The 26,778-nt window shown below is 50.7% G+C and carries 15 protein-coding genes; 11 read left to right on the top strand and 4 right to left on the bottom strand.

Annotated features, from left to right (window positions below):
- Positions 1 to 23 precede the first annotated feature (23 nt).
- Positions 24 to 422: an IS200/IS605 family transposase gene (gene tnpA / locus MRY86_RS15380; RefSeq protein ID WP_293571611.1), complete on the top strand. Its 399-nt coding sequence runs from the start codon at positions 24 to 26 to the stop codon at positions 420 to 422.
- On the opposite strand, the gene MRY86_RS15375 is transcribed toward tnpA, so the two are convergent.
- Complete coding sequence (locus tag MRY86_RS15375) at positions 388 to 1,212, bottom strand: hypothetical protein (protein WP_293566075.1); 825 nt, start codon at positions 1,210 to 1,212, stop codon at positions 388 to 390. The two genes, tnpA and MRY86_RS15375, sit on opposite strands and share 35 nt — an antisense overlap.
- Before the next feature lie 279 nt (positions 1,213 to 1,491).
- Here MRY86_RS15375 and MRY86_RS15370 point away from each other — a divergent pair, with 279 nt between their 5' ends.
- The 6 genes from MRY86_RS15370 to MRY86_RS15345 all read left to right on the top strand — a co-directional run bounded on the left by MRY86_RS15370 (position 1,492) and on the right by MRY86_RS15345 (position 10,628).
- The gene (locus MRY86_RS15370) at positions 1,492 to 2,142 is read left to right on the top strand and encodes an ABC transporter ATP-binding protein (RefSeq protein ID WP_293566077.1); all 651 of its coding nucleotides are present in this window, start codon (positions 1,492 to 1,494) and stop codon (positions 2,140 to 2,142) included.
- 12 nt (positions 2,143 to 2,154) lie between these two features.
- Positions 2,155 to 3,630: a DUF389 domain-containing protein gene (locus tag MRY86_RS15365; RefSeq protein WP_293566079.1), complete on the top strand. Its 1,476-nt coding sequence runs from the start codon at positions 2,155 to 2,157 to the stop codon at positions 3,628 to 3,630.
- Positions 3,631 to 3,645: 15 nt separating this feature from the next.
- Complete coding sequence (gene pncA / locus MRY86_RS15360) at positions 3,646 to 4,266, top strand: bifunctional nicotinamidase/pyrazinamidase (RefSeq protein ID WP_293566081.1); 621 nt, start codon at positions 3,646 to 3,648, stop codon at positions 4,264 to 4,266.
- A 16-nt stretch (positions 4,267 to 4,282) separates the two neighbouring features.
- A complete protein-coding gene (gene rocD / locus MRY86_RS15355) occupies positions 4,283 to 5,530 on the top strand; it encodes an ornithine--oxo-acid transaminase (RefSeq protein ID WP_293566083.1) in 1,248 nt (415 codons plus the stop codon).
- 249 nt (positions 5,531 to 5,779) lie between these two features.
- Positions 5,780 to 8,893, top strand: a complete 3,114-nt coding sequence (locus tag MRY86_RS15350; protein ID WP_293566085.1) for a tetratricopeptide repeat protein — start codon at positions 5,780 to 5,782, stop codon at positions 8,891 to 8,893.
- 79 nt (positions 8,894 to 8,972) lie between these two features.
- Positions 8,973 to 10,628 carry a hypothetical protein gene (locus MRY86_RS15345; RefSeq protein ID WP_293566087.1) on the top strand — a complete coding sequence of 552 codons (1,656 nt, stop codon included), beginning with the start codon at positions 8,973 to 8,975 and terminating at the stop codon, positions 10,626 to 10,628.
- Positions 10,629 to 10,707: 79 nt separating this feature from the next.
- Here MRY86_RS15345 and MRY86_RS15340 read toward each other — a convergent pair whose 3' ends face one another.
- Together MRY86_RS15340 and MRY86_RS15335 are read right to left on the bottom strand one after the other, a co-directional pair.
- Entirely contained in the window at positions 10,708 to 11,541 is an 834-nt protein-coding gene (locus MRY86_RS15340; protein ID WP_293566089.1) for an NINE protein, read from the bottom strand.
- A gap of 179 nt (positions 11,542 to 11,720) precedes the next feature.
- On the bottom strand, positions 11,721 to 15,056 hold the full coding sequence (locus tag MRY86_RS15335; RefSeq protein WP_293566091.1) for a WG repeat-containing protein: 3,336 nt from the start codon (positions 15,054 to 15,056) through the stop codon (positions 11,721 to 11,723).
- 303 nt (positions 15,057 to 15,359) lie between these two features.
- Here MRY86_RS15335 and topA point away from each other — a divergent pair, with 303 nt between their 5' ends.
- Complete coding sequence (gene topA, locus MRY86_RS15330; protein WP_293566092.1) at positions 15,360 to 17,951, top strand: type I DNA topoisomerase; 2,592 nt, start codon at positions 15,360 to 15,362, stop codon at positions 17,949 to 17,951.
- Positions 17,952 to 17,955: 4 nt separating this feature from the next.
- On the opposite strand, the gene MRY86_RS15325 is transcribed toward topA, so the two are convergent.
- Positions 17,956 to 18,474, bottom strand: coding sequence for a DUF4442 domain-containing protein (locus tag MRY86_RS15325; RefSeq protein ID WP_293566094.1), 519 nt, complete (start codon positions 18,472 to 18,474; stop codon positions 17,956 to 17,958).
- Positions 18,475 to 18,680: 206 nt separating this feature from the next.
- On the opposite strand from MRY86_RS15325, the gene sucC reads away from it, so the two are divergent.
- The 3 genes from sucC to MRY86_RS15310 form a co-directional block, all read left to right on the top strand.
- Positions 18,681 to 19,883, top strand: coding sequence for an ADP-forming succinate--CoA ligase subunit beta (gene sucC, locus MRY86_RS15320; RefSeq protein WP_293566096.1), 1,203 nt, complete (start codon positions 18,681 to 18,683; stop codon positions 19,881 to 19,883).
- Between the two features lie 128 nt (positions 19,884 to 20,011).
- A complete protein-coding gene (locus MRY86_RS15315) occupies positions 20,012 to 20,185 on the top strand; it encodes a DUF6435 family protein (RefSeq protein ID WP_293566098.1) in 174 nt (57 codons plus the stop codon).
- Positions 20,186 to 21,187: 1,002 nt separating this feature from the next.
- The coding region (locus MRY86_RS15310; protein WP_293571610.1) for an HYR domain-containing protein at positions 21,188 to 26,778 on the top strand (5,591 nt) is incomplete at its 3' end.

Here is a 26,778-nt window from a genome sequence, read left to right as displayed (position 1 = left end):
GCTAAATTTATGCCAAAAGAGGCATGAGTAAGTACCGTAGAGGATCGCACACACTAACACGTTTAACTTGCCATGTAGTATGGGTGACCAAGTATCGGTATAAAGTGCTGCAAGAAGAAATAAAGCACCGTTGTCGGGAACTATTACTCCAAGACTGCGAGTCACTAGAAATAGAAGTTCTAAAAGGAGTAGTGAGTAGCGATCACATCCATATGCACATAGAGTACCCAGCCAAGCATTCGATCAGCGAAATCATGAAGCAGTTTAAAGGGAGAAGCTCCCGCTTGCTTCAGAAGGAATTCCCTTCACTGGAAAAACGCTTGATAAAACATCAACTTCTTTACCGCCCAATCTGCCTTAAAATGATTGGAAATGACAAAGAAGGTTTTATATCTTCTCTCCCACCCACTTCTTGGGGATGACGCTCCCATCGTGGTGCTTGATCAAATAGTCAATCACTATCGTTTTATTATCCGGCAATAACTCTATCGAACCCTCTGCATTGTATTCGGTCCGCTCTTCTATAAAATAGATGTAATGGGAGTTTCCTGTCAAGCGCCAAACTATAAATTCTTTAAACAGGCCCTCAACATAGGGTCCCACACCAGCCCAGTCTCTCCTGATAATCTGAATACGAAAGGTATCCAGAGGAGCATCTTCGTTTGCTCCCAGGTACTCACCATAAATAGGTCTGTATTTCAGTTCTTCTTCAATGGTTGATGCGGTGTAAGGTATAAAATGAATGGTCCGGGTGACTTGATCTACCCCCGTATCATCCGGGAAGCAATCCGTATTCGGTAATTCCTGTTCTACCTTAAGCGTGACATCAATATCCCCAGCAACATTTTGAAAGATAGTGCGGTGGATGCTGTCGTTAAAAGTCCTTGGATCCAGACCAATTTGCCATTCATAATAATCCATCTCAGAAGAATTGGGCCGGTAATACATAAAGTAAGACCCTCCTTCTGGTATAAATACGGTATCCCGCGTAGGGAGAAATATTTCTACGCTTTCTCCATTAGATGACAAATACCCTTTATTGAAAAAGCCAAAATCTGCACTAGTCCGTGTAGCCGTAAGGCAAGCATCATAATTAGAACATTCTGGGTTAGTGGGATCCAGGCAATCTTTCTTGCAACTACTTATGGCTAGCGCGAAAAATAGGCTTATGACATATCCCCCAATGACGAGAAAGTTGTTTTTAATAGGCATGATATTAGCTTTATTAGTATCGTCAAGGTCACATAAGTAGTTAAGTTGTAGAAAGCGGTCATATAAATACATAATCAGAGAGTTAATATAAAGTAGCGACAGAACTTAGCTTATGCTTTAAGCAATCCAACAATAGACTCTAATTTCTTCTCCACAGCACGCGTTAATTTGCCTGATAAATTTACGTTTTATTTTTTTTAAGTCAAAACAGGAAAGCACAGTACTTTCACGAAACCTGCTACTTTTTTCTATTTTTACCGCTCACAAAATCCACGGCTTGTGATTCAGGCATCAGGTATTCAAAAAGCATACGGGCAACTTCAGGTACTCAAAGGAGTAGACCTCTCGATTGGGAAAGGGGAGTTTGTTTCCATCGTCGGGAAGTCTGGCGCTGGAAAGAGCACCCTGCTCCATATTTTGGGCACCCTCGACCGCCCGGACAGTGGTGAGCTGCTGATCAATGACACGGCAGTTGAGAAAATGGGCACCAAAAAGCTGGCGGCCTTCCGCAACCTGAATATTGGCTTCGTTTTCCAGTTCCACCACCTGCTGCCGGAATTTAGCGCTGTGGAAAATGTGCTCATGCCTGCCCTGATCGCCAAAAAGCCGGAAGGGGAAGCCCGCAAACGGGCCGGAGAACTGCTGGACTACCTGGGGCTTAGCGACCGCCTGCAGCATAAACCAGGACAGCTTTCCGGTGGGGAACAGCAGCGGGTGGCTGTGGCGCGCGCACTGATGAACCAACCTGGCATTGTTTTCGCAGATGAGCCTTCCGGTAATCTCGATTCTTCTTCTTCTCAGGAACTGCATCAGTTGCTGTTTCAGCTCCGGGACGATTTCCAGCAGACCTTCGTGATCGTCACCCACAACGAAGAACTGGCGCAGATGAGCGACCGGCGGCTGGAAATGAAGGATGGCTTGTTAAGCTAATACCTCTACACTATGGCAACGACTCCGTCACCCAATTCGTCTTCCAGAACCATCGGCGAGGCCCTGTCTGACCTCTGGCAGGCTGCCCGAGAATGGTTCCACACCCTGCTTGACCTTGAATCCGGGCTTGACCGCGAAGGCACCATCATTGCAATCCGTAACAACAAGCGCATGCAGGGGGCTAATGCCTGGCTCCTCGGCTGCTCCATTATGATTGCTTCCCTTGGGCTTGACCTGAACTCCCCGGCTGTAATTATTGGTGCGATGTTGGTGTCGCCCCTGATGTCCCCTATTCTGGGCATAGGGTTAGGCGTAGCCATCAATGATAAGGACTCCATGTTCACCTCCATGCGGCACTTTGGGATCGCCATCCTGATTGCCCTGTTTGTGAGCACTTTCTATTTTTTCGTAAGCCCGTTTGGGCACATCACCCCGGAAATACAGGGCAGGACTTCCCCCACATTCCTGGATGGCCTGGTGGCTATATTCGGCGGTTTTGCTGGTATCATTTCCTCCTCCAGAAAGGATAAGACGAACGCCATACCGGGCGTTGCCATTGCTACGGCTTTGATGCCGCCACTTTGTGTGACGGGGTTTGGCGTGGCCGAGGTCTTCGAGCTTTGGATTAGAAAAGGCAGTATGGAGCCACAGGCTTTTAGTGCAGAAATCAACCGGGCATTTGGGATCATCGGCGGGTCATTTTACCTGTTTTTCCTTAACTCCTTTTTCATTGCGCTGACCACCTACATCATCATCCGGCTGCTGCGTTTCCCCTTCAAATCCTACGTAGATGCGCGGGAGGCGCGCCGCAACCGCATGATTACCGCCTTCTTCAGCCTGCTCGTTTCTCTGCCAAGTGGGATCATTTTGTACAATCTCTACGAGATGCAGCAAGACAAAGCGGAGGTGAAGGCCTTTGTAGATACCTACTTCCCACAAGCTTGCATCAATTATGAGTTGACCTCCATTGACCGGGATACCAATAAGCTGATCCTTCAGTTACTGGGGCGCCGCATTTCCGAAGACTCTGTATTGTATTATCAGGAGCTCCTGCACGAGAAGTACGACCTGAATACGCCGGTGCGCCTTTTTCCAATGCAGGCTGAAATGAGCCTGGAAGACATCAAGACCTCTCTGCAGGCACAGCGGCAGGAGGTGGTGAAAATGCTGGAAACCGAACGCCGTACGGCCAATTCCGCAGTAGAGGAGACGGAAGCCCTCAAACGCGCCCTGGCCCGCCGCCAAAGCGATTCTACCCTAATTGCCAAAAGCTTGCGGGTAGCGCGTGAATCCTTCGGTGCGGATATTGAGTCTATTCAGTTTGCCCCGGAAGCCCGCACCGTCAATGATTCGGCTACCGTCAGCCTGCCACCGGTTTTTATGGTCGATTGGGCCAATCGGCGGGGGACTGCGGTAAACAAAGAGCGGCTTGAGCGCATTCTCCGAATAAGCGCAGAGCTGGACACTTTGCAACTGATTTCGTATTAATAAAACCTATGCGCGATGAGAGCACTAATCTGTGTTGACATACAGAACGACTTCTGCCCCGGCGGCTCCCTTGAGGTCAGGGAGGGCGATCAGGTTATACCGGTCGCCAACAAGCTAATGGAACACTTTGACCTGGTGGTCGCTACCCAAGACTGGCACCCTGCCAACCACAAAAGCTTTGCCGCTATGCACCCCTGGCGCTACCCGGGCGATGTCATCGAACTGAACGGGCTGCAGCAAATCCTCTGGCCAATCCACTGCGTACAGGGCAGCTTTGGTGCAGAGTTTGCGCCTGGGCTGAATACGGACGCTTTTGAAAAAGTATTCGTCAAAGGTACGGATACCGAAATTGACAGCTACAGTGGTTTTTTCGACAACGGGCACCGCAAAGCCACCGGGCTGGGCGACTACCTGAAGGAAAAAAGCGTGGAAGAAGTTTACATTCTCGGCTTAGCCCTTGATGTTTGTGTGAAATTCACCGTACTTGATGCGCTCGGGCTGGGCTTCAAAACCTACCTCGTAGAAGATGGTTGCCGGGGCGTCAATCTCAATGAAGGCGATTCAGATAAAGCCCTTTCGGAAATGCGCGAAAAAGGTGCTATCATTGCGCAGTCAGACCAAATTATAACTTCCTAACAAGAAATTTTTACCCATGGTACAACAGGAAACGCTACGCTCCTCGAAGGACTACATCGCATTGGAAGACCGCTACGGCGCGCACAACTACCACCCACTGCCTGTAGTGCTCACCCGCGGGGAAGGAGCTTACCTCTGGGACGTGGAGGGCAAAAAATACTACGACTTCCTGGCGGCCTATTCCGCTGTCAATCAGGGGCATTGCCACCCGCATATCGTAGAGGCGCTGAAAAAGCAGGCGGAACAACTCACCCTGACTTCCCGGGCCTTCCACAATGATATGCTGGGGCCTTACGAAAAGTTCATCACTGAATTTTTCGGCTACGACCGTGTACTGCCTATGAACACTGGCGTGGAAGGGGGCGAAACGGCTGTAAAGCTGTGCCGCAAATGGGCCTACGAAGTCAAAGGCGTGCCCGCCAATCAGGCCAAGATCATCTTCGTGACCGGCAACTTCTGGGGCCGTACCCTGGGGGCAATTTCCTCCTCCACAGATCCCAGCAGTACCACTGGCTTTGGGCCGTACATGCCGGGCTACGAAATCATTCCCTACAACGACCTCCCCGCACTGGAAGAAGCCCTTCAGGACGACAACGTGGCAGGCTTTATGGTCGAGCCTATTCAGGGCGAAGCCGGCGTGGTGGTGCCCGATGAAGGGTACCTGCGCAAAGCATACGACCTCTGCCGTTCCCGTAATGTGCTATTCATAGCCGATGAGGTGCAAACTGGCATCGCCCGTACCGGAAAACTAATTGCCTGCGAGCACGAAGGCTTCAAACCGGATATCCTCATTCTGGGCAAAGCCCTTTCCGGCGGTGTATTCCCGGTATCAGCCGTACTGACCAGCGATGAGGTGATGCTGACCATCAAGCCCGGTGAACATGGCTCCACCTTTGGCGGCAATCCGGTAGCCTGCGCAGTGGGCATGGCTGCACTGGAAGTGGTCCGAGATGAGAAGCTGTCCGAAAGAGCAGAACACCTGGGCCAAATGTTCCGCGACCGCATGCAAAAGAACCTGGTGGAAAAAACAGACCTGGTCACGCTAGTCCGTGGCAAAGGCCTGCTGAACGCCATCGTCATCAATGACGAGGAGGACAGCAAAACGGGCTGGAACATCTGCCTGAAGCTAGCCGAAAATGGCCTGCTGGCCAAGCCCACACACGGCAACAAAATCCGCTTTGCGCCTCCTTTAATTATGACCGAAGAACAGCTCAGTGAGTGCTGTGACATCATAGAAGAGACCATCCTCAGCTTCCAGGCTTAAAACAAGCACGGAAGTAAGGCTGAGCCAGGAATAGCTGCCCGGGAGCAGTGGTTCCTGGCTTTTTTTGTGATCAACATGACTTCACCCGGTCCTCATCTGCCCGCAGTTCTGCGTAATTTTTTCCACCCGCGTGGCGTTATTTGTGGGTGCGAAGTTCAAAAAGCTGGCGTACGGATTATTTTTTTATAAATTCGTGATTCACACAACTGCTCCAGCCGCAGACGCAAAACGATGACAAAACGCTTAAGCATGCTACAAAGAATCGCCCCAATTTTGATGTTCCTCCTGTTGGGCTGGCCTGTTTTGGCCCAGCAAACTGCCGTATTTACCGAAGCGAATGAAGCTTACAAGACCGGTGAGCTGATGTTCGGGCAGGGCATCTACGGAAAGGCCCGGCTTCATTTTGAAAAAGCCCATCGCTTACTGCTGCCGGTAAATGAGCCGAAGGCAGAGCTCCTGAGGACAAAGGCAGAACTGAATATCGCCCGTACCGCCGTGCGGATGCAAGCGCCCGATGGCGAAAAGCTGATCCTCGAATTCGTACGCAAATATGCCCCTAATACCATTGCCAATCAGGCGCTGATAGAGGTAGCCGATTACTACTACAATGCCCGGCAGTATGAAAAAGCCATTGACTTCTTTTCCAAAGTGCCGACCACCGGCATGAGCCGGGAGCAAAAAGCTGAAGTAAAGTTTAAGCTGGGCTACGCGCTGTTTGTGGAGAAGAAATTCACACAGGCTAAGTCCAACTTCCGAAGCATCAAGGACCTGGAGAACGATTACTACTATCCAACCAACTACTACCTCGGGCTGTGCTATTTCTTTGAAGGCAGCTATGATGCAGCAATTTCGCAATTCCGCATCGTAGAGCGTTCCCGCAAATACAAGCCTCACGTACCTTACTATCTGGCTCAGATTTACTTTGCAGAGCGCCGCTTCGACGAGCTGATCGCCTATGCGGAGCCCCGGGTCAAGCAGCAGGGCGTGCTCAAGGAAACGGAAATTAAACAGCTTATCGGGCAATCTTATTTTGAAAAAGGGCAGTACCAAAAAGCCCTGCCTTACCTACAGTACTACGCTGAGCGCAACAGCCGGTTGCGGGAAGAAGAACTCTATCAGATCGGCTACACCTATTACCAGGTAGGCGATTATCAGAAAGCCATTCAGTACCTCAAGGATTTGGTTACCGTAGACTCAGAAATCGGGCAGAACGCGATGTTCATCCTCGGCGATTCCTACCTGCGCGTCAATCAACGGCAGTATGCCCGTAACGCTTTCGGCAATGCCAAACGCATGCCGTATGATGAGGATATTCAGGAGGATGCGCTTTGGAACTACGCCAAGCTCAGCTATGAGCTGAAGGACCCGCGCGAAGCCATCAATGCCCTTAAAGAGCTACGGCCTTCCTCCCCGCATTACATTGAGGCACAGGAGCTGATGAGCGAAATCTTCCTCAGCTACCGCGATTATCAGCAGGCGATGGACATCATTGAGTCTCTGCCCAACCGGACACCACAGCTACAGGAGACTTACCAAAAGGTATCGTACTACCGGGGCTTGCAGTTGCTGCAAAATGGCGAAATCAATGGCGCCAAGCAATACTTCGAAAAGTCGCTCGATGTTTCCATTGATGCCCGCACCCGTGCTCTGGCCATTTACTGGCTGGGCGATATCGCTCACCGGGAAGAAGCTTACAATGCCAGTATCCGGTTGCTCAACCAATACCTGACACTGGCTAAGACCCTCAGCAATATGCCCGATGAGGCCTCTATCTTCACCGCCAATTATACTCAGGGCTACAATTACCTCAAGCAGGAGGAATACACCGCTGCTCTCGGCTTCTTCGAAGAAGCCGTGGACGGCATAGACCGTAACCGTTCCTTCATCCGTAACGAGAAGGTGCGCAATCAGGTGCTTGGCGACGCTACCCTCCGGGCAGGCGATTGCCTCTTTAAGCGCAATCAGTACCTGCGTGCGGTGGACTACTACGACCGTGCTGTGAATAAGCAATACACCGGATTTGTGTACGCGCTTTACCAAAAGGCCATTATCGAAGGGCTGTTGGGGCGCACAAGCAGTAAAATCCTGGCACTGGAGCGTATTGAGCGTGACTATCCGGAGTCCCAGTATGCCGACGATGCCCTCTTGGCCCTGGGCACGACCTACCAGGAAATTGGTCAGCTCAGCAAAGCAGCAGCACCACTCAAAGAGCTGCTCCGGCGCTATCAGGGCAAATCGGAACTGGTGACTAAAGCGCTGATCCGCCTCGGCCTCATCAGTTACAACCAAGGCAACCTTGACGGTGCCATCAACTACTACAAGCAGGTCTTCTCCACCAACCCGGACGCCAGCGAGTCCAATCTGGCTATGGCGGCTTTGGAAGAGATCTACGTGGATGACCTGGGGCAGCCGGATGCTTACTTTGCTTTTCTGGAAACGGTGCAGGGCAATGTGGAAAATGAGGTCCGGGACTCCATCAACTTCCGGGCAGCGGAGTCTCAGTTTGAGAATGCCAACTACGAGCGCGCTGTTCAGTCCTACACGGATTACCTCCGGAAGTTTCCCCGTGGTTTGTACATCCTTCCGGCTACCTACCACCGGGCAGAGTCCTACGCCGTACTGCGGCAATACTCTAATGCCCTGGAGGACTACGCGGCTGTGGTGGACAAGGGGCCAAGCCCGTACTTTGTGAAGGCATTGGAAAAAGCAGCATTGATTGCCTACAATCATGATAAAGACTTCCTCATGGCCTATGACCTCTACACGGAGCTGGAGGAAGTGGCTCAATCTCCGGAGCAGCGGTTTGAAGCTCAGTTGGGTGCCCTGCGCTCGGCTTACCGGGTAGGCAAAAACGATGCGGTCTATTCTCTGGCCCGCAAAGTAGCCACTAACCCCAATGCCTCACAGCTACAGATTGCCACCGCGAATTTCTACCTCGGCAAGATGGCCTACGACCGTCAGGATTATGAGAATGCCCTCACGGCTTTCAATGAGGTCATCCGCCTGAGCGATAATGAACAAACGGCGGAAGCCCGCTACCTCAAAGCCTACATCTTCTACCTGCGCCGGGACCTGGAGCGGGCACAGGAGATTTGCATCAATGCCAACAAGGAGAGTTCGGGTTATCCGTTTTGGGTAGCCAAAAGCGTGATCCTGCTTTCGGATATCCTCCGGGAGAAAGGAGACCTTTACAATGCCCGGGCTGCACTGGAAGCGTTGCTGGAAAACTACGACGGCGACCAGAAGCTGGTTAGTGAGGCCAGAGAGAAACTCCAAACCATCAACAGCCTGATCAATCAGTCCAGCCGCCTGAATACCAGCCCGGAAGATGATGGCTTCATGGACACAGATGGTGGCCAGTAGCGACATCCTTAATGCCCTGTCAGACGGAAGGCAGGGCACTAAACCTTATTCCTCAGACTAAAAAATAGCGCATAGCCCGATGAAATACTGCAAGTTTATAATGTTCCTGCTGATTGGAGTTGCCTTTGCCCAACCTGCTTTGGCACAAGACCCGGACGACCTGCCTTCCGGCGAAATTGATATCATTAAAAGCTTCGATGCCCGCCTGGGCGATGCGGAGCGGTTTCGGGTAGACCCGGAATTGCCCCCCCTGGACACCTCCGCCCGCCGGCTGGAGTACGATGTGTTTTCCGGTACGCTGCCTGTAGAGTATCTGCCGCCAAAGATCAGGCCCCTCGCCATGAGGCGGGAAAAAACCGAAGAAGGCTACAACGGCTACATCAAAGCAGGCGGTGGTTTCCCAGCTGCTTTATTCGGGCAGGGGTATTACAACATTAACAATAACGACAACCTGAGCATTGATCTCTTCGCCAATCACCATTCTGCCAACAACGGGCAAAATGTCGAGAATCAGCGCTTCAGCAACAGCAACGGTGGCGTAGATGGGACCTACCACTTCGATCAGGGCTTTGCCGTCAATGCCCACCTTGAATACACCTCGAATACTGTACATTATTACGGCTACAATGAGGTGGCGGAGGCACTTGACGAGGTGATTACCTTCGACCCGGAAGAGGTACGGCAACGCTTCTCTATCTTTGACGGTCAGGCTAGTATTTACAATAGTGCCCGTACTGAGGCAGACTTCAACTACTACGCAGGCTTCAAAACCTACCTGATGAACGACAGCTATTCCCCTTCCCGGGAGAATGGCTTCGACTTGGTTTTCCGTGGCACCAAGTGGTTTGACGATACCCACCCGCTTTCGGTGGAAATACAGACCGACTTCACGAGCTACGATGATTCGGAAGGCGACCAAAGCCTGAACAACTTCTTCCTGCGGCCGAACTACACCTACCATGCCGACCGCTTTCGCGTGAAGCTTGGCTTTAACCTGGCTTCCAATGACGATAACTTCACCTTCTTCCCGGATATTGAGGCTACAGCCGTCATTCTGGAGGGCATCGTGAACGCCTACGTGGGCGCTGATGGTACTTTGCAGAAGAACAATTACCGTAGCCTGGCTACTTACAACCCATTTGTGGGCTCGCCCCTTCGCATTCGCAACACGTTGTATTACAGTTATTACGGTGGTGCCCGGGGCAATGTAGAGGGTATAGACTATGATTTTCAGGTTGGCTATCAGGCCGTTGATGACCTGGCCACTTTCCGGCTGCTCGATCCTTTCGATGATCATCCAAGGTTTGATGTCCTGTACCAGGATGGAAGTATCGTCACGATCAAAGGCTCCGTAACGGCTCCAATTTTTGAGGGCTTCAAGGCGATTGCGGCTTTCAGCCAAAACATATACACGCTTGAGGATGATCAGAAACCCTGGCATCTGCCGGCCCTTTCTGTCAATGCCGGGCTTCGCTACACTACGATGGAGGACCGGTTGACTGTTAAAGGGGACTTTTTCCTGGAAAACGGGGTGCCTTATCTGAACCCGGAGACCATGGAGGCAGACAACCTAAATGGCTTGTTTGACCTTAGCCTTGGCGCAGACTTCTTCTTTTCAGAAAAGTTTGGTGGGTTTATTCAAATCAACAACCTCGCCAACAACCGCCGGGAACGTTGGTTCCGCTACCCGATTTTCGGGATTAATGCTATGGCAGGGGTGATGTTCCGGTTTTAAGTGAGCAGCCCACAGGGTTAAATAAAAAACGGGCTGAAACTTCGGTTTTCAGCCCGTTTTTTATGCTGTACAACGGGGGTTAGCCACGCTGCTTCATCATCAGCTTTTCCTTTTGCTGAGCGAATTCTTCATCTGTGAGGATGCCCCGGTCGCGGAGCTTGCCTAACTCCACGATTTGTTCGAGCAGTTTATCGTTGGGAGCCGTTGCGGCATCTTTGGCGACAGGGGAGGGGCGGGGTGATTTTAACTCCAGTTCTTCCGATTCCTCCGGTGCCTCCAGCCCAAGTACCGGTAGCCGGTAGCCGTTGTCTACAAAAGCCTGAAAGGCCGGGCGGGAGCGCAAGAAAGCCAGGGCGTCGTGGTTATGGATTTTTTCTACCTGGTCAAAGCCGTATTCTACCGCCTCTTCCAGGTGCTGGAACGCAAGCTGTTCATCCTCCAGCATGGAATAAGTGGCCGCCAGGTTGTAGTGGATGGCCGCATTTTCGGGCTCAAGGCTCAGGGCTTGCTCAAAATCTTCAGCTGCCGCCTCAAAGCAGTAATCACGGAAGTTTTGGATGCCCCGCCGCTTTACGATTTCAAACTCAGATTGGTGGACCCTGCGGCGGCGGCTTGGTGCCGGGAAACGGTCGGTGTTTTGATAGTGCCTGCCATACCAATGGCGGTCTTTATCTTTATTGTAGCGGCGGTCAAAGTCCTCTCTGGGCATAGCGAAGAAGAGAACGGCATCCACAAGTGCCAGTATGGCAGGAGCGAGGACAAAAGGTACGCCCTCTTCAGCCGTAATTAAAATAGCAAAAAATGCAATTATCATGTATAGAATACCGAAAGCGCGTTGCCCCAGGTAAAACCGGTGCACGCCAAAAAAGCCAAAAATCAACGCCAAAAAACCTGCTACGTTCTTCTTCTTCATAGTTGGAATACTTTCAGAATTGTCCCGGTGTGCGGCACCGGATTAAACTAGCGTACAAAATATGGTATCACTTCGCCTTTTTCAACAACCTTATGCCAAGGGCGGTAGAAAATAGATAAACGCTGCTGTATTTATGGATATAAACCTTGAGCAACGTAAGGAAAGAAGCACGGGCTTACTTAACGGTTTAGTGCCCAGACCCACTGCCCGGACTGGTCGAAGTAGCCAATTTTATCACCCTTTTCCACGCGGTAGAGCCCTTCTCCTGCGTAGCTGATGTACTCATAATCAGGCTGCACCAACAGCTCGCCGTCCAGGCTGGCCAGCCCGTTAAAGCCCTGAATCCGGACCCGGGCGTACCCATCCCGGAAGGAGTCGATCTTGTCATAGCGGGGCGGGATGATCTCAATGCCTTTCTGGTTGATAATACCCCATTTCCCATTCACCTGTACGACCGCAACTCCGTATTGGAATTCGGTTGCTTGTTCGTAATAGCCATTATACGGACTGGCCTGTTCGGTAATGTAGTAAAACCGGTATTGTTCATCCCGTACCAGGCCTCGTCCTTCCTGGAAGTTGAGCAGACGGTCAAGACTAGGCTCGATGAGCATACTGCCGGATTGATCGATAAGTCCAGCTTTGCGCATACCCTTGTACACCACGGCACGGCCATCTTTGAAATCAAGGCATTTAGAGAAATCGCATGGGATAACCAGCCGCCCGGCCACATCTATATAGCCGCACTGCCCTTCCAGCTGAACTGCAGCCAGACCTTCTGAAAACGGGCTGGCTTTTGAAAAGCGGTCTTCTATGACCAGGTTGCCACGGATGTCAATATAACCGTACCCATTCTTTGTTTTGACAACAGCCAACCCTTCCCGGAATGGCTCGATGGATTTGAATTTTTGTTTGGTGACGGAGTTGCCCTGCTGATCAATCAGTTCGTAATGAACCGTGTGCCCCCCATCCTGTGCAATCGCAAGGCCGTTGCTGTCAAAGGCCTCGATATGGGTAAATCGCGGGCGCTGTAGATAGGCTCCGGTTACGTCAATCAAGCCATAGCTTTGATCTACCATGACCCGGGCGGTGCCATTTTGGAAATCATAAGCCCGGTCAAAATCCGGTTGGATCGCCATAGCGCCGGCTTCATTGATGTAGCCCATGCCATCGTCGGTTGCGACCCAGGCCAGCCCGTCGGAAAAACTCCCCACTCTGCGGTACTGCAAATCGATCATGATACGCCCCTGCTTATCCACAAAACCCCAACCTGAGCCCAGGCGAACGGCCGCCAGGCCCTGACTGAAGTTTTGAACTTCGCGGAAGCGGCAGGGGATGACTTCCATACCATCGGTATTTACGAAGCCCCAGAGCCCATTGCGGCGCACGGCCAGCCTGCCTTCGCTAAAGTACCCCAGTTCGTCGTACACAGCGCTGACTGTGATTTGCCCAAGGGTGTCCACCAGCCCATATTTGGGCTCTTTAATGTACACCCGGACCATCTGGTTGTCGGTGTTCTCCATAAATTGTACACCATCGTACTCACACGGGAGGATGATCTTCGCATCCCGGTTGACCATGCCCCACTTGTCGTGGCATGCCACAATACCAACCTGATTGACAAAGTCTTTGGCAAAAGTATACTGCGGAGGCACAACGACTTGTCCTTCCTGATCAAGGTAGCCCCATTCACAACCTTCACAGATAAGGTTGGCCTGCGCCTTAAACTCAATATCATATTGCGTATAATCCTGCATAATGCTAGGAGAAGCCAATGCTCTCAGGTAGTCGCGAATAAGCCCAAGGTGCAGCTCCGCATCCGTGTTGCCAGACAATTGCCCGCTGAAGCTGAAACGGGCAACGCCATTGACAAAATGCCCGATGTAGGCCAGGTCCCGCCGGGCAATCCGTCCGGTCTGATCAATCAGCCCATGCCTGCCATTGCTAAAAACACAGCGGGCCAAGCTTCCGCCCTGCCTAAAATCATTCAGGCGGATGTCCAGAAACTCCAGCTCTGTGACCATCAGCCCAATTTCATTGTTGACAATGCCGTAGGTGCGGTCGAACCGGAATCGGGTACGGTCAAAGCCTACAGTATGGGACTGAGGAATGCCAACCAAAGTGAGCCCCAGGTCATGCTCCACCTGTACGTAAGAAAACATGGGCTCAATCTGAACGCTCCCGTCACTCAGGCGGCGCAGCCCCCACCGGTCTTCCTCTGGTGCATAAAACCATTCGAAATACTTAAGGAGCTGACTGTTTTGAGTGGATGCTTCCAACTCGCCTTCGGAAGCCCGCTTTGATTCACCCCCTATTTTCACCTGAAAATGTTGCTGTAGCTGATTAGCGTCCCGCAGGTAGCCATCGGCGTCGAAAGTAAGGAGGGTAAGCTGTTCGCCCCCGGTCGGGCTTTCGGTATAAGCCCTGGCTTGCTGTTGCTCAAGCACAATGCGGTGGTAAGCAGGCGCAACGATCTCCTTTCCATTAATATGGACCAATCCAAATAGCCCGTCTTTTTTTACCACACAAAGTTTGTTCTTCAGGGGCGCTATATAGTCGTAGGCCATAGGGATAAGCAGTTCACCTTCCTTGTTGGCAACGCCCCACTGCCCATCCTGATTGACCCGGAAGTGGTTGCGGGTATAGGGTTGGATTTCATGGTAGGCTGGCGCAAAAACTTCCTGTCCGCACCAGTTGATGAGCCCCAGGCGGCGGTTGTCTTTTACAATCAGATAGCGTGGGGAGAAACTGTAGTAATCGTGATGCCAGTTGGGCGTGATCACCCGGTTGCAATAAAGGCTAAAGACTTTGTTGCCTTTTTCGCTGCTGAGTTTGATATACCCTTCATCAATTTTGCTATAGCTCTTAAATTCATTGGGGATTCGCTCAATACCGTAAAAATCTACTGCCCCCCAGTGATTGTCTTCTTTGAAGAAAAACAGACTGTCTTGGTAAACTTGAATATCTTCCGCCCGGTTGGCAATGATCTGCCGCCCGGTACCGGAGAGCAGGCCCAGTTGCTGATTTTTGCGGGTCAGGAAAAACGTTCCGCCAAAGGACTTGATTTCGTCGTATTCCGGAGGTGCGAGACGATGCCCAAACTGATTGGTGAGCCCCCATTTGCCCTTTTTCTGGAAAGTAAGGAAGTTTGGGCGAACGACGTGGACCCGCTCGTATCCTTTTTCTAAAATGACTTTGCCGAATAGGTTGACGACCATCCAGGCTTCGTTGTCCATAACCGCGATCAGCGTGGAGTCCAGTACTTTGATGTCCTCGTACCGGGGTTCCAGGATCCGCCGCCCGTTGTCACCGAGCAGCCCAACCTTGCCCTCAAACTGCATGACGGCATAGCCAAACTGCTTAAATTCGCCAATAGCATCATAAACCGGAGCCTGTACCAGCTCACCGGAGGCATCAATCAGCCCCCATTTGTTGTCCTTCTTGATCGGGAAATACCGCTGCCCAGGCAGTGAGCCACCAAATAGCAGTAAAGAGATCAGGATGAAAAACAGGCGCATAAGCAAAAGGTGGAAATGTCGTTTAGAATTTGATGATGTTTTTATAAAAGGTTTTCTTTGGCGGGGAGGGTTGGCATTTAAACGCGAAATTGAGGAATTAATTTTACATTTAAATGTTTGCGTTTTCACTCAGGTGCGTTTTGTTATATATGAAGAAAAACAAAAAGTGTCTGTTGTCGCAAATATACACTTTGATTCCAGTTTTTTGCGTATATAAGGGGCAGTGCCCTTCCCCCAGGCTTGAACAATTCATGAATTTTATACATTTGCAGTCATAAAAGCGCTTTGTACCAATAAAGAACTATGCCAAAGAACTTACTTATAGTAGAGTCGCCAGCCAAGGCGAAAACCATAGAAAAGATACTCGGCAAGGATTTTACCGTCAAGTCGAGCTTCGGTCACGTCCGCGATTTAGATAAGCGGGGCGGGGCAGTGGATATTGAGAATGACTTTGAGCCCAAGTATGTCGTTTCGTCCGACAAGAAAAAGGTAGTCAAGGAACTCAAGGACCTGGCCAAAAAGTCGGATGAAGTCTGGCTTGCAACGGATGAAGACCGCGAAGGGGAAGCCATTTCCTGGCACTTGTGCAAAGTGCTTGGGCTTGATGAAGCTTCAACCAAGCGGATCGTCTTTCGGGAAATTACCAAGCCGGCTATTCAAAAGGCCATTACGCAGCCACGCACGGTGGATGTAAACCTGGTCAATGCCCAGCAAGCCCGGCGGATTCTGGACCGCCTGGTAGGATATGAACTATCCGAAATCCTTTGGAAAAAGATCAAAGGCAAGCTATCTGCCGGCCGGGTCCAATCTGTAGCAGTCAAGCTACTGGTGGAAAGGGAGCGGGAGATTATGAACTTTGAGCCTTCACCGTTTTTCCGGGTCAATGCGCTTTTTGATGTAAAAAATGAGCAGGGGAAATCCGTAAAACTAAAGGCGGAGAACCCATCCCGCTTTTCCACCGAGAAAGACGCGGAGCAGTTCCTGCAGCAATGCCGGGAAGCGGTGTTCAGCATCACGGATATTGATGTGAAGCCGCTCAAGCGCCGCCCAACCGCACCTTTTACCACTTCCACCCTGCAACAGGAAGCCAGCCGTAAGCTGGGTTTTAGCGTGCAGCGGACCATGAGTGTGGCACAGCGGCTCTACGAGGCTGGGCATATTACCTATATGCGTACGGACTCCGTAGCGCTGAGTGAAGTCGCACTGAAGAGCATTGCCAAGGAAATCGAACATCTGTACGGCTCCCAGTATTTGAAAACACGCCGTTATAAAGGCAAATCTGCATCCGCACAAGAGGCGCACGAAGCCATTCGCCCTACCTATATTAACCGGCAAAATGCTTCCGGCAACCGGGACGAACAGCGTTTGTACGAACTCATCTGGAAACGGACCATCGCTTCCCAGATGTCCGATGCAGAACTGGAGAAAACCATTGTTAAAATCGGCATTAGCACCGTGCCGGATGCTTACCTCAAAGCGGAGGGCGAAGTGTTAAAGTTTGATGGTTTCCTGAAGGTCTATCTGGAGTCTACCGATGACGAAGACGAAGATCAGGAAGCAAAGGGCATGCTGCCGCCGCTGAAGGTGGGGCAGGACCTCAACCTCTTCAACATGACAGCCATTCAGCGGTTTACCCGCCCGCCATCCCGGTACACGGAGGCCGCACTGGTGAAGAAGCTTGAGGAGCTGGGTATTGGCCGGCCGTCCACCTATGCACCTACCATTAGCAAAATTATGGAGCCGGAGCGTGGCTATATCGTTAAGGAAACCCGGGACGGGACCGAACGGGCCTATCAGCTCCTAACCCTTACCAAGGCAGGCGAGATAAAAAAAGAAACCCTGACGGAGATGACGGGCGCGGTTAAGAACCGCCTGTTTGCCACCGATATGGGCATTACAGTAGCCGATTTCCTGAGCGAGCACTTCAAGGAAATCATGAACTACAGCTTCACGGCTGATATTGAGAAGCAATTTGACTCCATTGCTGAGGGTAGCAAGGAGTGGACCAACATGCTAAAGGCATTCTATGGGCCTTTCCACGAAACAGTGGAACAAACACTGGAAAATGCTGAACGCCCTACGCGGGAGCGGGTGCTTGGTAAAGATCCCGAGTCTGGCCGCACGTTGCTTACCCGCATGACCCGCAACGGCCCCGTAGCGCAAATCGGTGCGCCCGATGAGCTGGAAGAGGACGAGAAGCCCAAGTATGCCAACCTCCGTCATGGGCAGTCTATGGAGACCATTACTTACGAAGAAGCACTCAAGTTATTTGAGCTGCCCAGAGACATTGGTGAATACGAAGGAGAGCCAGTCCAAATCGGCGTTGGCCGTTATGGGCCCTATGTTCGTATGGGAGAGAAGTTTTTCGTTTCCATCCCAAAAGACGAAGACCCGTTGGAGCTTTCTCAAGAGCGCGCTTTTGAGCTGATTAAAGCCAAGCTGAAAGAAGATGCGCCCGTAGGTACTTACAAAGGCAAGCCGATTACCAAAGGCAAAGGCCGGTTTGGCCCCTTCCTGAAATACGATGGCTTGTTTGTGAATGTGCCCCGGAAATACGACTTCGACAATATCTCGCTTGAGGATATGCACGAGCTGATCGAGAAGAAGATCGAGAAAGAAGCCAACCGCTATATCCACCGTTGGGACGAGGAGAAAATATCCGTAGAGAATGGCCGTTGGGGGCCTTTCATCCGCTTTAAGCGCAAGAACGTCAAAATCCCAAAGGTGGATGGCGAGCGGATGACCTCGGAGGCGGCTAAAGACTTGACGCTGGAGCAGGTGAAAGCCATCATTGAGGCAGAGTTGCCTGGCTCGTTTAAGGAAACGAAGAAAAAGGCCGCCAAGAAAAAGGCACCTGCGAAGAAAAAAACGACCACTGCAAAAAAGAAAAAGTAGCCCCTCAGGCCTTCTTCTTGAAAGACCAGGTCAGGTGCATTTTGCAGACCACATCACCATGGGTATTACGCCCGGTGGTCAGTACGGTAACATCCTGCCCGGTACCGGTGGCTATTGCCCGGTCCACGGCAGCGTTGATTTCGGCACCCGCATTACAGGTAAACGTAGTGCGGGTGTCGGCTTTTTTGATAAATGTGGCTTCGAATCCTGTAATCAGCATGGAAACCCTGCCTTTCCCGGTAAGGGCCAGCAAGGCTAATGTGCCGGTGGAAAGCTCTGCCGCTCCGCTTAGTGCGGCGAAGTAAGTGGACCGGAAGGGATTTTGAGTTGTCCAACGGTAAGGGATACTGACCACGCAGGAATCTGTATCGCAGCGGTCTACCCGGATGTCCCAAAACCAGCAGGAGGGCAGTTGTTTTAGGAAAAACAGGCGCATTTTCCAGGAGGTATTGAAGTCGCGCAGCCGTTTTTGAACAGGCAGGGTGGTATTGGAAGCAGGCTTAGGGGATGCATTGGTGGCCATAGCAGCACTTTTGTTTAAAGGTGTTAGCACAAGGCTATCTGATAGTCAGTTCATTATCTGGATCAGTGCCATGAGAATAAGTCTCAAAGTACGAAAAAGCCCGGATAGTCAAGGGGCTTAACTTTGCCATTTTGCGGCCAAAAGCTTCTGATAGCTGCATAAAATCACTACATTTGGGCATCCATCACAAACCATATTAATAGCGCATGAACCTTCACGAATACCAAGGAAAAGAATTGCTGAAGAGCTATGGCGTAGCCATACAGGAAGGCCTCGTAGCCAATACCTTAGACGAGGCAGTCGATGCTTACGGAAAGATCAAAGAAAAAACAGGCTCCGGCTTTGCTGTAGTCAAAGCTCAAATTCATGCCGGCGGCCGCGGCAAAGGCGGTGGTGTTAAGCTGGTGAAAAATGAGGGCGATCTTAAGGAAAAGGCAGACGCTATTCTGGGCATGATGCTGAAGACCCCGCAGACGCCGGGTGGAATGGAAGGACCGGGCAAGCTGGTCAAGAAAATCCTGGTCGCCGAAGATGCATATGTGCCTTCTCCCGACGAGTGCGACGAGTTCTATGTTTCTGTCCTTATGGACCGGGAGAAAAAGTGCAATGTCATTATCTACTCCACTGAAGGGGGCATGGACATTGAAACGGTAGCAGAGGAAACACCGCACCTGGTGCACAAAGAGTACATTGATCCCACGCTTGGCCTGCAAGGCTTTCAGGCACGTAAAATTGCGTTCAACCTCGGCCTGAGCGGAAAGTCGATGAAGGAAATGGTGAAGTTCATCAGCTCCCTGTACAAAGCTTTTGTAGGTGCAGATGCCTCCCTGTTCGAAATCAACCCTTGCCTGAAGACTGGAGATGATCGGATCATTGCCGTAGACTGCAAAGTGACACTCGATGACAACGCATTGTTCCGTCATCCTGATCTCGCTGAGCTTCGCGATACTGATGAGGAAGACCCAACCGAAGTGGAAGCTAAAGAGTACGGCTTAAACTACGTTCAGCTGGATGGCAACGTGGGCTGTATGGTAAATGGCGCGGGCCTGGCTATGGCGACGATGGATATCATCAAGCTTTCCGGTGGCGAACCCGCCAACTTCCTTGATGTCGGGGGTACCGCTGATGCCAAGCGCGTGGAACAGGCTTTCCGCATTATCCTTAAAGATCCGGAAGTCAAAGCGATCCTCATCAATATTTTTGGTGGTATCGTCCGTTGTGACCGTGTTGCACAGGGCGTTGTGGATGCCTACAAAAACATGGGCAATATCGACGTGCCGATCATCGTCCGTTTGCAGGGCACCAATGCAGATGTCGCTAAAAAACTGATAGATGAGTCAGGCCTTGCCGTGAAATCTGCTATCCTTTTACAGGAAGCAGCAGACCTGGTGAAAGAAGCTGTGGCTTAAAATAGAGGTTCTTCCTTGCGGAGAATAATTAACTGATAAACAGCCGGATACTGCTTGATTGTGGTATCCGGCTGTGTTTTTGAAAACCATTTTTAGGAATCGCTGTTTCCTGTCTAAACCGAAAAGCTATGTTTGGACTATTCAAGAAAGACCCAGTCAAAAAACTGGAGAAAAAGTACTTAAAGCTAATGGAAGAGGCGATGGAAATCCAGCGAGGAGGTGACATTAAAGCCTATGCCCAAAAGTCTGCCGAGGCGGAAAAAGTTGCTGAAGAAATCGAACGCCTTAAAAGCGAAAAATAATAACCGGGCTTAGCTTTAAGCCTGGAGAATTCAAAAAAATGTATGGTGATACCGTCTTTTAGGAGAAGTTATTTTGTAAGCCATTAGACAGATTTACGTTTATTTCATTGTTGGTCACACAAGGCTTTGAAAAGTCAGGTGCAGTGCTTACATTTGTAACATTATAATACGAAATGCGAAAGCATCTAGAATAAATCCAAGCTCTTTCAAGTATGCACATCTAAACCACTCACTGTGGTACTGACAGTATGCACAAAACAGTAACCGTCAAAGTATTGGGTTGCTTGTTCAATTCAAATCTTTTCAAGGTCGCTGTTTTTGTTTTCTAATTGAAGCTGTCATATTTAATTGCAGCATTAAGCATGAAGACATTTATGCACCTGGATGAATTTAAGAAGAGCTGCGGGTACTTTCAAGCTTACAGGCTAGGATTACCTTGCAGGCTTCACTACTCACCGGTGAATAAAGGTATACTTACGATTATTCCCTCCTTACCTAAACGTATATCGTCTCCACGCACGTAGTTGCTGCTCATTATAACTCAATGTTAGGTACAGATAGGATATCTGTGTCCACATTTCACTTTGCTTCAATACAGGCAATTGCCCTATTGGAGGTTCAAATTTTTTATCCACGGATAAAGAATTGGTGTGGATCCAAATACGGTTGCATTAACATCGGCAATGCAAAGTGTTGTCCTTGGATAGGTGTGCCTGGCTGGAAGGTATATGTGTTCCTTCAGGCTTTTAAGCGGCATTATATCTAAGGTTGCTAAGAGATGCTAACATAGTATCTCTAAATACTAATAGTATGCACATTTACAGCTCACCTCGATTAGAAATCATTTGATGCAAAAACCAAATGAATGAAGGGAGCAGGTAAACTTTAAAACCTCTTTTGCGGACATTGAACTTAATGGTCATAAGACCTAATAATATACCTATGCCTATATATGACCTATGGGCATAAGCAAACGCTAAACAATCACAAACCTCAATTCTTATGAATTACACTAACACTTTTTTTCGAAGGCGGAAGCCTGAGGAAAGTATCTTGTTTACAAGATGCTATCAGGCGATTCCTCTTCCACGGCAGGTAGATTCCCTACTACACTCGGCGTGGAGACCAGTTGCCTTCATCCTGTTGTTCGCTTTTTCAACAGGCAGTTTGGGCGCACAAACGCTGCTTAAAGCCTGGGATTTTGGTGGAAATAGTGGTGATGAGGTCTCAGTATTGGCTACCACCAATGCTTCGGGAATCAATGCCACAGCCGGCGATGTTAGACGTGGAGGCGGTCTCAACACGGATGGTACACCAGCACGAGCCAATACCTTTACTGCTCGTAACTGGGATGGCTCCAACCTGGCAATAGCAAGGGGCGCTGCTGACTACTACAAAATCACGATTCGCCCCAGCAACGGAAACTGCATGACCCTCACCGAGCTAAAGCTTTATTTGGGTACTTTCATGGGAGCCCCTATCCCTAACGCTGTAGTTTACAGTGATGCCGGAGGCGATAATTTTAACACTCCGTTGGCCACTTTTTCCGTTTCGGGGGTTGGTCAATACACGGTACCACTCACGGGTCCTGGTTTTGAACAGGTAACCGGAGCAGTATCCTTTCGGGTGTATGGTTTTCACGATGGCAGTCAGAGCGCCTTTGATCAGCTTTGGCTTGGGAATACCGCAGACAATGGAGTTGATGATATTGAATTCTACGGTTATGTAGGGCCGACACCGGGCACATTGAGTACTGTCGTTTTTGATGACCCACATTGCTATGGAGAGTCTCAAAATACCCTGCGGCGTCTGCAGGTTGGCGGTGCCAGCCTGAACACGGATGAAGTTGTTGTCTGGCGTATTGTCAATTTCACACCTTTCCCTGGCAGTGATACGCCGGCGTTTAGCAGTGGTGAATACACGCAGGCAGACAATTCGGCCACCAATGATGAATTTGCCATTTTTAATAATGGCTTCAGTTTCCGGCCTTCCGAACTGGCTACCGGTGTGAATAATATGCCGCTTTATGGCACGTATGAGCTCGAGGCCTTCATTCGCAACACGGAAACCGGTTGTGAAGGTGGTGTGCTGTCGGGGCTAACCAAAACCATTAACCAGGTGCCAAACATTGGTATTCAGCCTTTTGCACAAAACCCCTTTAATGCCGTGTGCCTTGGAGAGGAAGCGCGTTTTCTGGCTTCTCCTGCCGCTGCCGGCAGTGCAATGACTCCGGCTGTTCAGACTTACAAATGGTCTTTCTCTGGCTCCCCATCCGTTATGGATTTCGGGCAGACGGCTGCAGATGGGCTTACAAAACGTAATCAGGGTGCTACTTACAGCATGACAGACCTCGGGACGCAGACCGTTGATCTTGATGTGACCTTTGTAAATGGTTGTACTTCGACCGCGCCTACGCATACCATTACGGTGAATGATAACCCCAGCGATGCTTTCCGTCTTGCGGGTACATATGTGACCTTTCCCTTCATGGAGTCGCTGGATTTTGATAACGACCACAACGCCTGCCCCGGCGATGTATTCGAATACGGGACAGAAGCAAATACAGCAAGCATTAATACCGTAAGCTGGACCCTCTCCGGCGGTGGCAATATCCTTGCCGGTGAGAATGCCCGCAATATTCAAATTGAATGGACAACGCCGGGAACCTATACCCTGTCTTTCCAGGTGACGAATATTGCGACCGGCTGCACCGCTTCCAACTCTCTTGAGGTGACGGTACAGGATGCGCCGTCGATCACAATTGGCTCTTTTGGTGGCAATCCATTCGATGCGCTTTGCCCGGACGAGCAGGGCGTATACCTGGCTTCCATTTCTTCTTCGGGCCCTCCGCCGGTGGCCAATTATTCCTGGACATTCAGCAGTAATGCCAGTAGTCCGGTTACAGAACCAGGTGCAGGAGGCAGTGGCGGCACCGGCCAGTTGGCTACCGATGGTACTCCACGCCGTATTGGTGCGACTTGGGCTAACCCGGGCGCAGAGTCTGTCAACCTTGATGTCACCTACGTTAACGGTTGCGCTGTGAGTGCGCCTCAGCTGGATGTGGCGATTAATACTCCACCGAGCAATATGTTCCGTTCGGCAGGCACTTTCGTTAGTTTCCCATTCAGTGAAGACTTGGATTTTGATGCAGATCACAACGCCTGTCCTGGCGATGTATTCGAATACGGAACAGAAGCTAATACGGCCAGCATCAATACCGTAAGCTGGACACTTTCCGGCGGAGGTAATATCCTGGCTGGCCAGAACGCACGCAATATTCAGATTGAGTGGACAAAACCGGGAACACATACCCTGTCTTTCCTGGTCACAAATATTGCGACCGGCTGCACCGCTACCAATTCCCTCGAAGTAACGGTACTGGATGCGCCGGCAGTAACGATCAATTCCTTTGGTCAAAACCCATTTGACGAAGTATGCGAAGGTGATCAGGCCATCTTTTTGGCATCGATCTCCTCTTCCGGCCCGCCACCGGTAGCCAATTACAGCTGGAGCTTTTCCGGCAGCCCTGCTGAAGATCCGGGCGCAGGCACAGGAGGCACTGGTCAGTTGGCATTGGATAATACCCCACGGCGTATTGGTGCCACCTGGGCTGATGCCGGCTCAGAGTCGGTAGATCTAATGGTAACTTATGACAATGGCTGCTCAGTAGATGCGCCAACTCACACGGTAACAGTCAACCCGTTGCCAACAGTTGCAATTCAACAGTTTGCAGGCAATCCCTTTGCGGAGGTGTGCTCTGGTGAGACTGGCGTTTACCTCGCGAATCTGGGCAATCCTACTCCCGGAGGAAACGTAAACACCTATAGCTGGAGTGTGAGCCCTGCAGCACCAATTACTCTTGCCGGACAGTCAGGTGACGTGAGTGGGCGCCGCCGGGCTGAGATTGCATTCCCACCAAATATGGGCACAGCTCCGGTATCTTATACTGTAGAACTGACGATTGAAGATGCCAATGGCTGTGTGAATACCGCTACTCAGGTGGTAGAGGTACGCCCGGAACTGAAGCTGGCTTTCGACTTTAAAAACCCTCCAGGTTTTGCCAACAATGAGATTTGCAACGAAGGTACTGTAAATATCGACCTTGACGTCTTGCCAGAGCAGGTGGGGCACTTCAACGAAGGAACTGATTTCGAAATCCGCAACGTTATCGTGCGGCACCGCGAAGGCAGCTCTGGCAGCTTTACCAATGGCTATGGTCCCGTAAACGGTGGCACACTGAATGGCGGAGATGTTATCTCCGGAGTGAATGAGACACTATCTCATAGTGAGGAAGTGCCAGTATTCATACAGTATAATTTTGTTTTGGAAGACTTGATCTGCGGCACGCAGGATTTCCGTTCTGTGGTCGTTGAGGTTCGCCCGCAGCTAAAGCTGGCGTTTGACTTTTCTGCTCCTCCCGGCTTTGCCAACAACGCCCTCTGCAATGGCAGCACCGTTGATATTGGTGTAGACGCCCTGCCTGCTCAGGCAGCCCTTTACGGATTGGGCAGTGATTATCAGGTGGAAGTAGTAGTGGTACGCCACCGGGTAGGTAGCACAGGTGGCTTCACCAATGGCTATGGCCCCATTATGGATGGTACATTGAGCAATGGCGACGTGATCACTCAAATCAATGAGTCCCTGTCGCATGACGAAACGGCTTCCGTATTTGTACAATATAATCTGGTGTTGAAAGACCTGAAATGTGGCAGTAATGACTTCCGGTCAGTGGTAGTGGAGATCAAGCCACAACCAAAAATCGGTTTTGTCTTCAATAACCCACCGAGTGCTTTCTGCCCGAATTCAAATGAAATTTGCAACGGAGATGAGGTGAACTTTGACCTCGTATCTGAAGCAGATGGGCTGGTGGAAGGAACGGACTTTGAGTTCCGCTTACTCGGCGCAGCTTACAAAATAGGCGGTGACTGCCAGGGCAGTGGCTATACCAATGGCTACGGACCAGTAAGCGGCGGCATCTCCGGCGGCACTACGCTGTCTGATTATGTAGCAACGCTCAGCCATAGCGAAACGGATATCGTTTGGGTCCGTCTAAGCTTTGTAGCAGAGGATCTATCCGGCTGTGGCAATGATGATTTCCGCAGTGTTTGGGTAGGCGTATGGCCTTCACCAGCGGGTACAATCAGCAATTCTGGTCCGGTATGTGCCAATGCGGATGCCTTCCTGACTTTCGAAGGTACAGTTGGCCAGCCGCCTTACGAGGTTGCTATTGCTGAACTTAATGGTGGCAACTATACCTCCGCTGGTGCTGGTAACGGTAATCCGTTCTGGACCCTGCAGGGACTGGACCCCGGTTCTTACACTTATACGCTGACCGCCATCCGGGATGCCAATGGCTGTGAAACTACAGGATTGAACCAGCAAACTACCGTAGTAGTGTTGCCTGAACCTGTGATTAGCTGCCCCGAGAGTATTACAGTACAAACCAGCAATAATGGTACTGGTGATTGCACAGCTTCAGCGAGTTGGACCAATCCAACTGAAAGTGCTGGTGCATGCGCGCCAATTACACTAACCACTAGTATTGATAATGGCACACCGCAAACAGTCGTACAGGGGGAAACCTTCGCAACTACCCTGAGCGGTGGTGAGCATACCGTTACTTATTTAGTGACAGATGGCAACAACAACCAGGACAATTGCAGTTTCACCGTAACGGTTGAAGATGACGAGCGCCCATCCAGTATCGCACTGCCTGATGTCGTTCTGACAACAGAGGAAGATGGTGCTGAATGCCCCGGTGTTGCCAATACCAGCCTGGTCGTTGATCAGGTTAATCCGATTGCCACCGCAGCGGATACTTGGAGCTACTTCGTGCACGGCGTGGAAATTGACGGTTTCAATGACATCACCGACAATTGCAGCGATCCATCAGACATTGAAATCTTTGTTTGGGAAATCAACGAGATTTCCACTGATGCTTGCGAAAGCAGCTTCAAGGTGTTCTTCCGCTATTACGATGAGGCCGGCAACTGGCGTCAGCGTGGTAAGGAATTTACTATTGTCGACGATACCCGCCCGAGCAGCATCGCTTTGCAGGACATGACTTTCACCACCGATGAGGGTGCAACCTGCCCCGGATCAGCAGATACCGATCTGGTAGTTGACCAAAGCAACCCGATTGCTACGGCAGCGGATAACTGGAGCTTTACCGTACACGGCAACACCGTACAGGGCTTCAATAATATCACCGACAATTGCAGTGATCCTTCTGAAATTGAAATCTTCGTTTGGGAAATCAACGAAATCGCTACGGGTGACTGCGAGAGCAGCTTCAAGGTGTTCTTCCGTTACTTCGATGCCTGCGGTAATTTCCGTCAGCGCGGACAGACCTTTACGATTCAGGACAACACCAAGCCGGACTTCAACAAAGGTGGGTTCTCTGAGGAGTTCACGCTGACTACAGAGGAAGGTGCGGACTGCCCGGCCAACGCCACCGTAGACGGCCTGGAAACAGGCGACGTACTGACGCCAGGCGTACCTGCCTCCTTTACGGTAGCGGGTGTAGGCTTTACTACACCAACGGACATGGTAAGCGACAACTGCGTAGCGCAGAGCGACCTGCTGCTGACCGT

It is taken from the genome of Phaeodactylibacter sp., from assembly GCF_022763345.1.
In the GTDB taxonomy this organism is placed as follows: Bacteria; Bacteroidota; Bacteroidia; order Chitinophagales; family Saprospiraceae; genus Phaeodactylibacter.
Note: the sequence above shows the minus strand (reverse complement) of the source record. Positions and strands in the feature narration are given on the sequence as shown.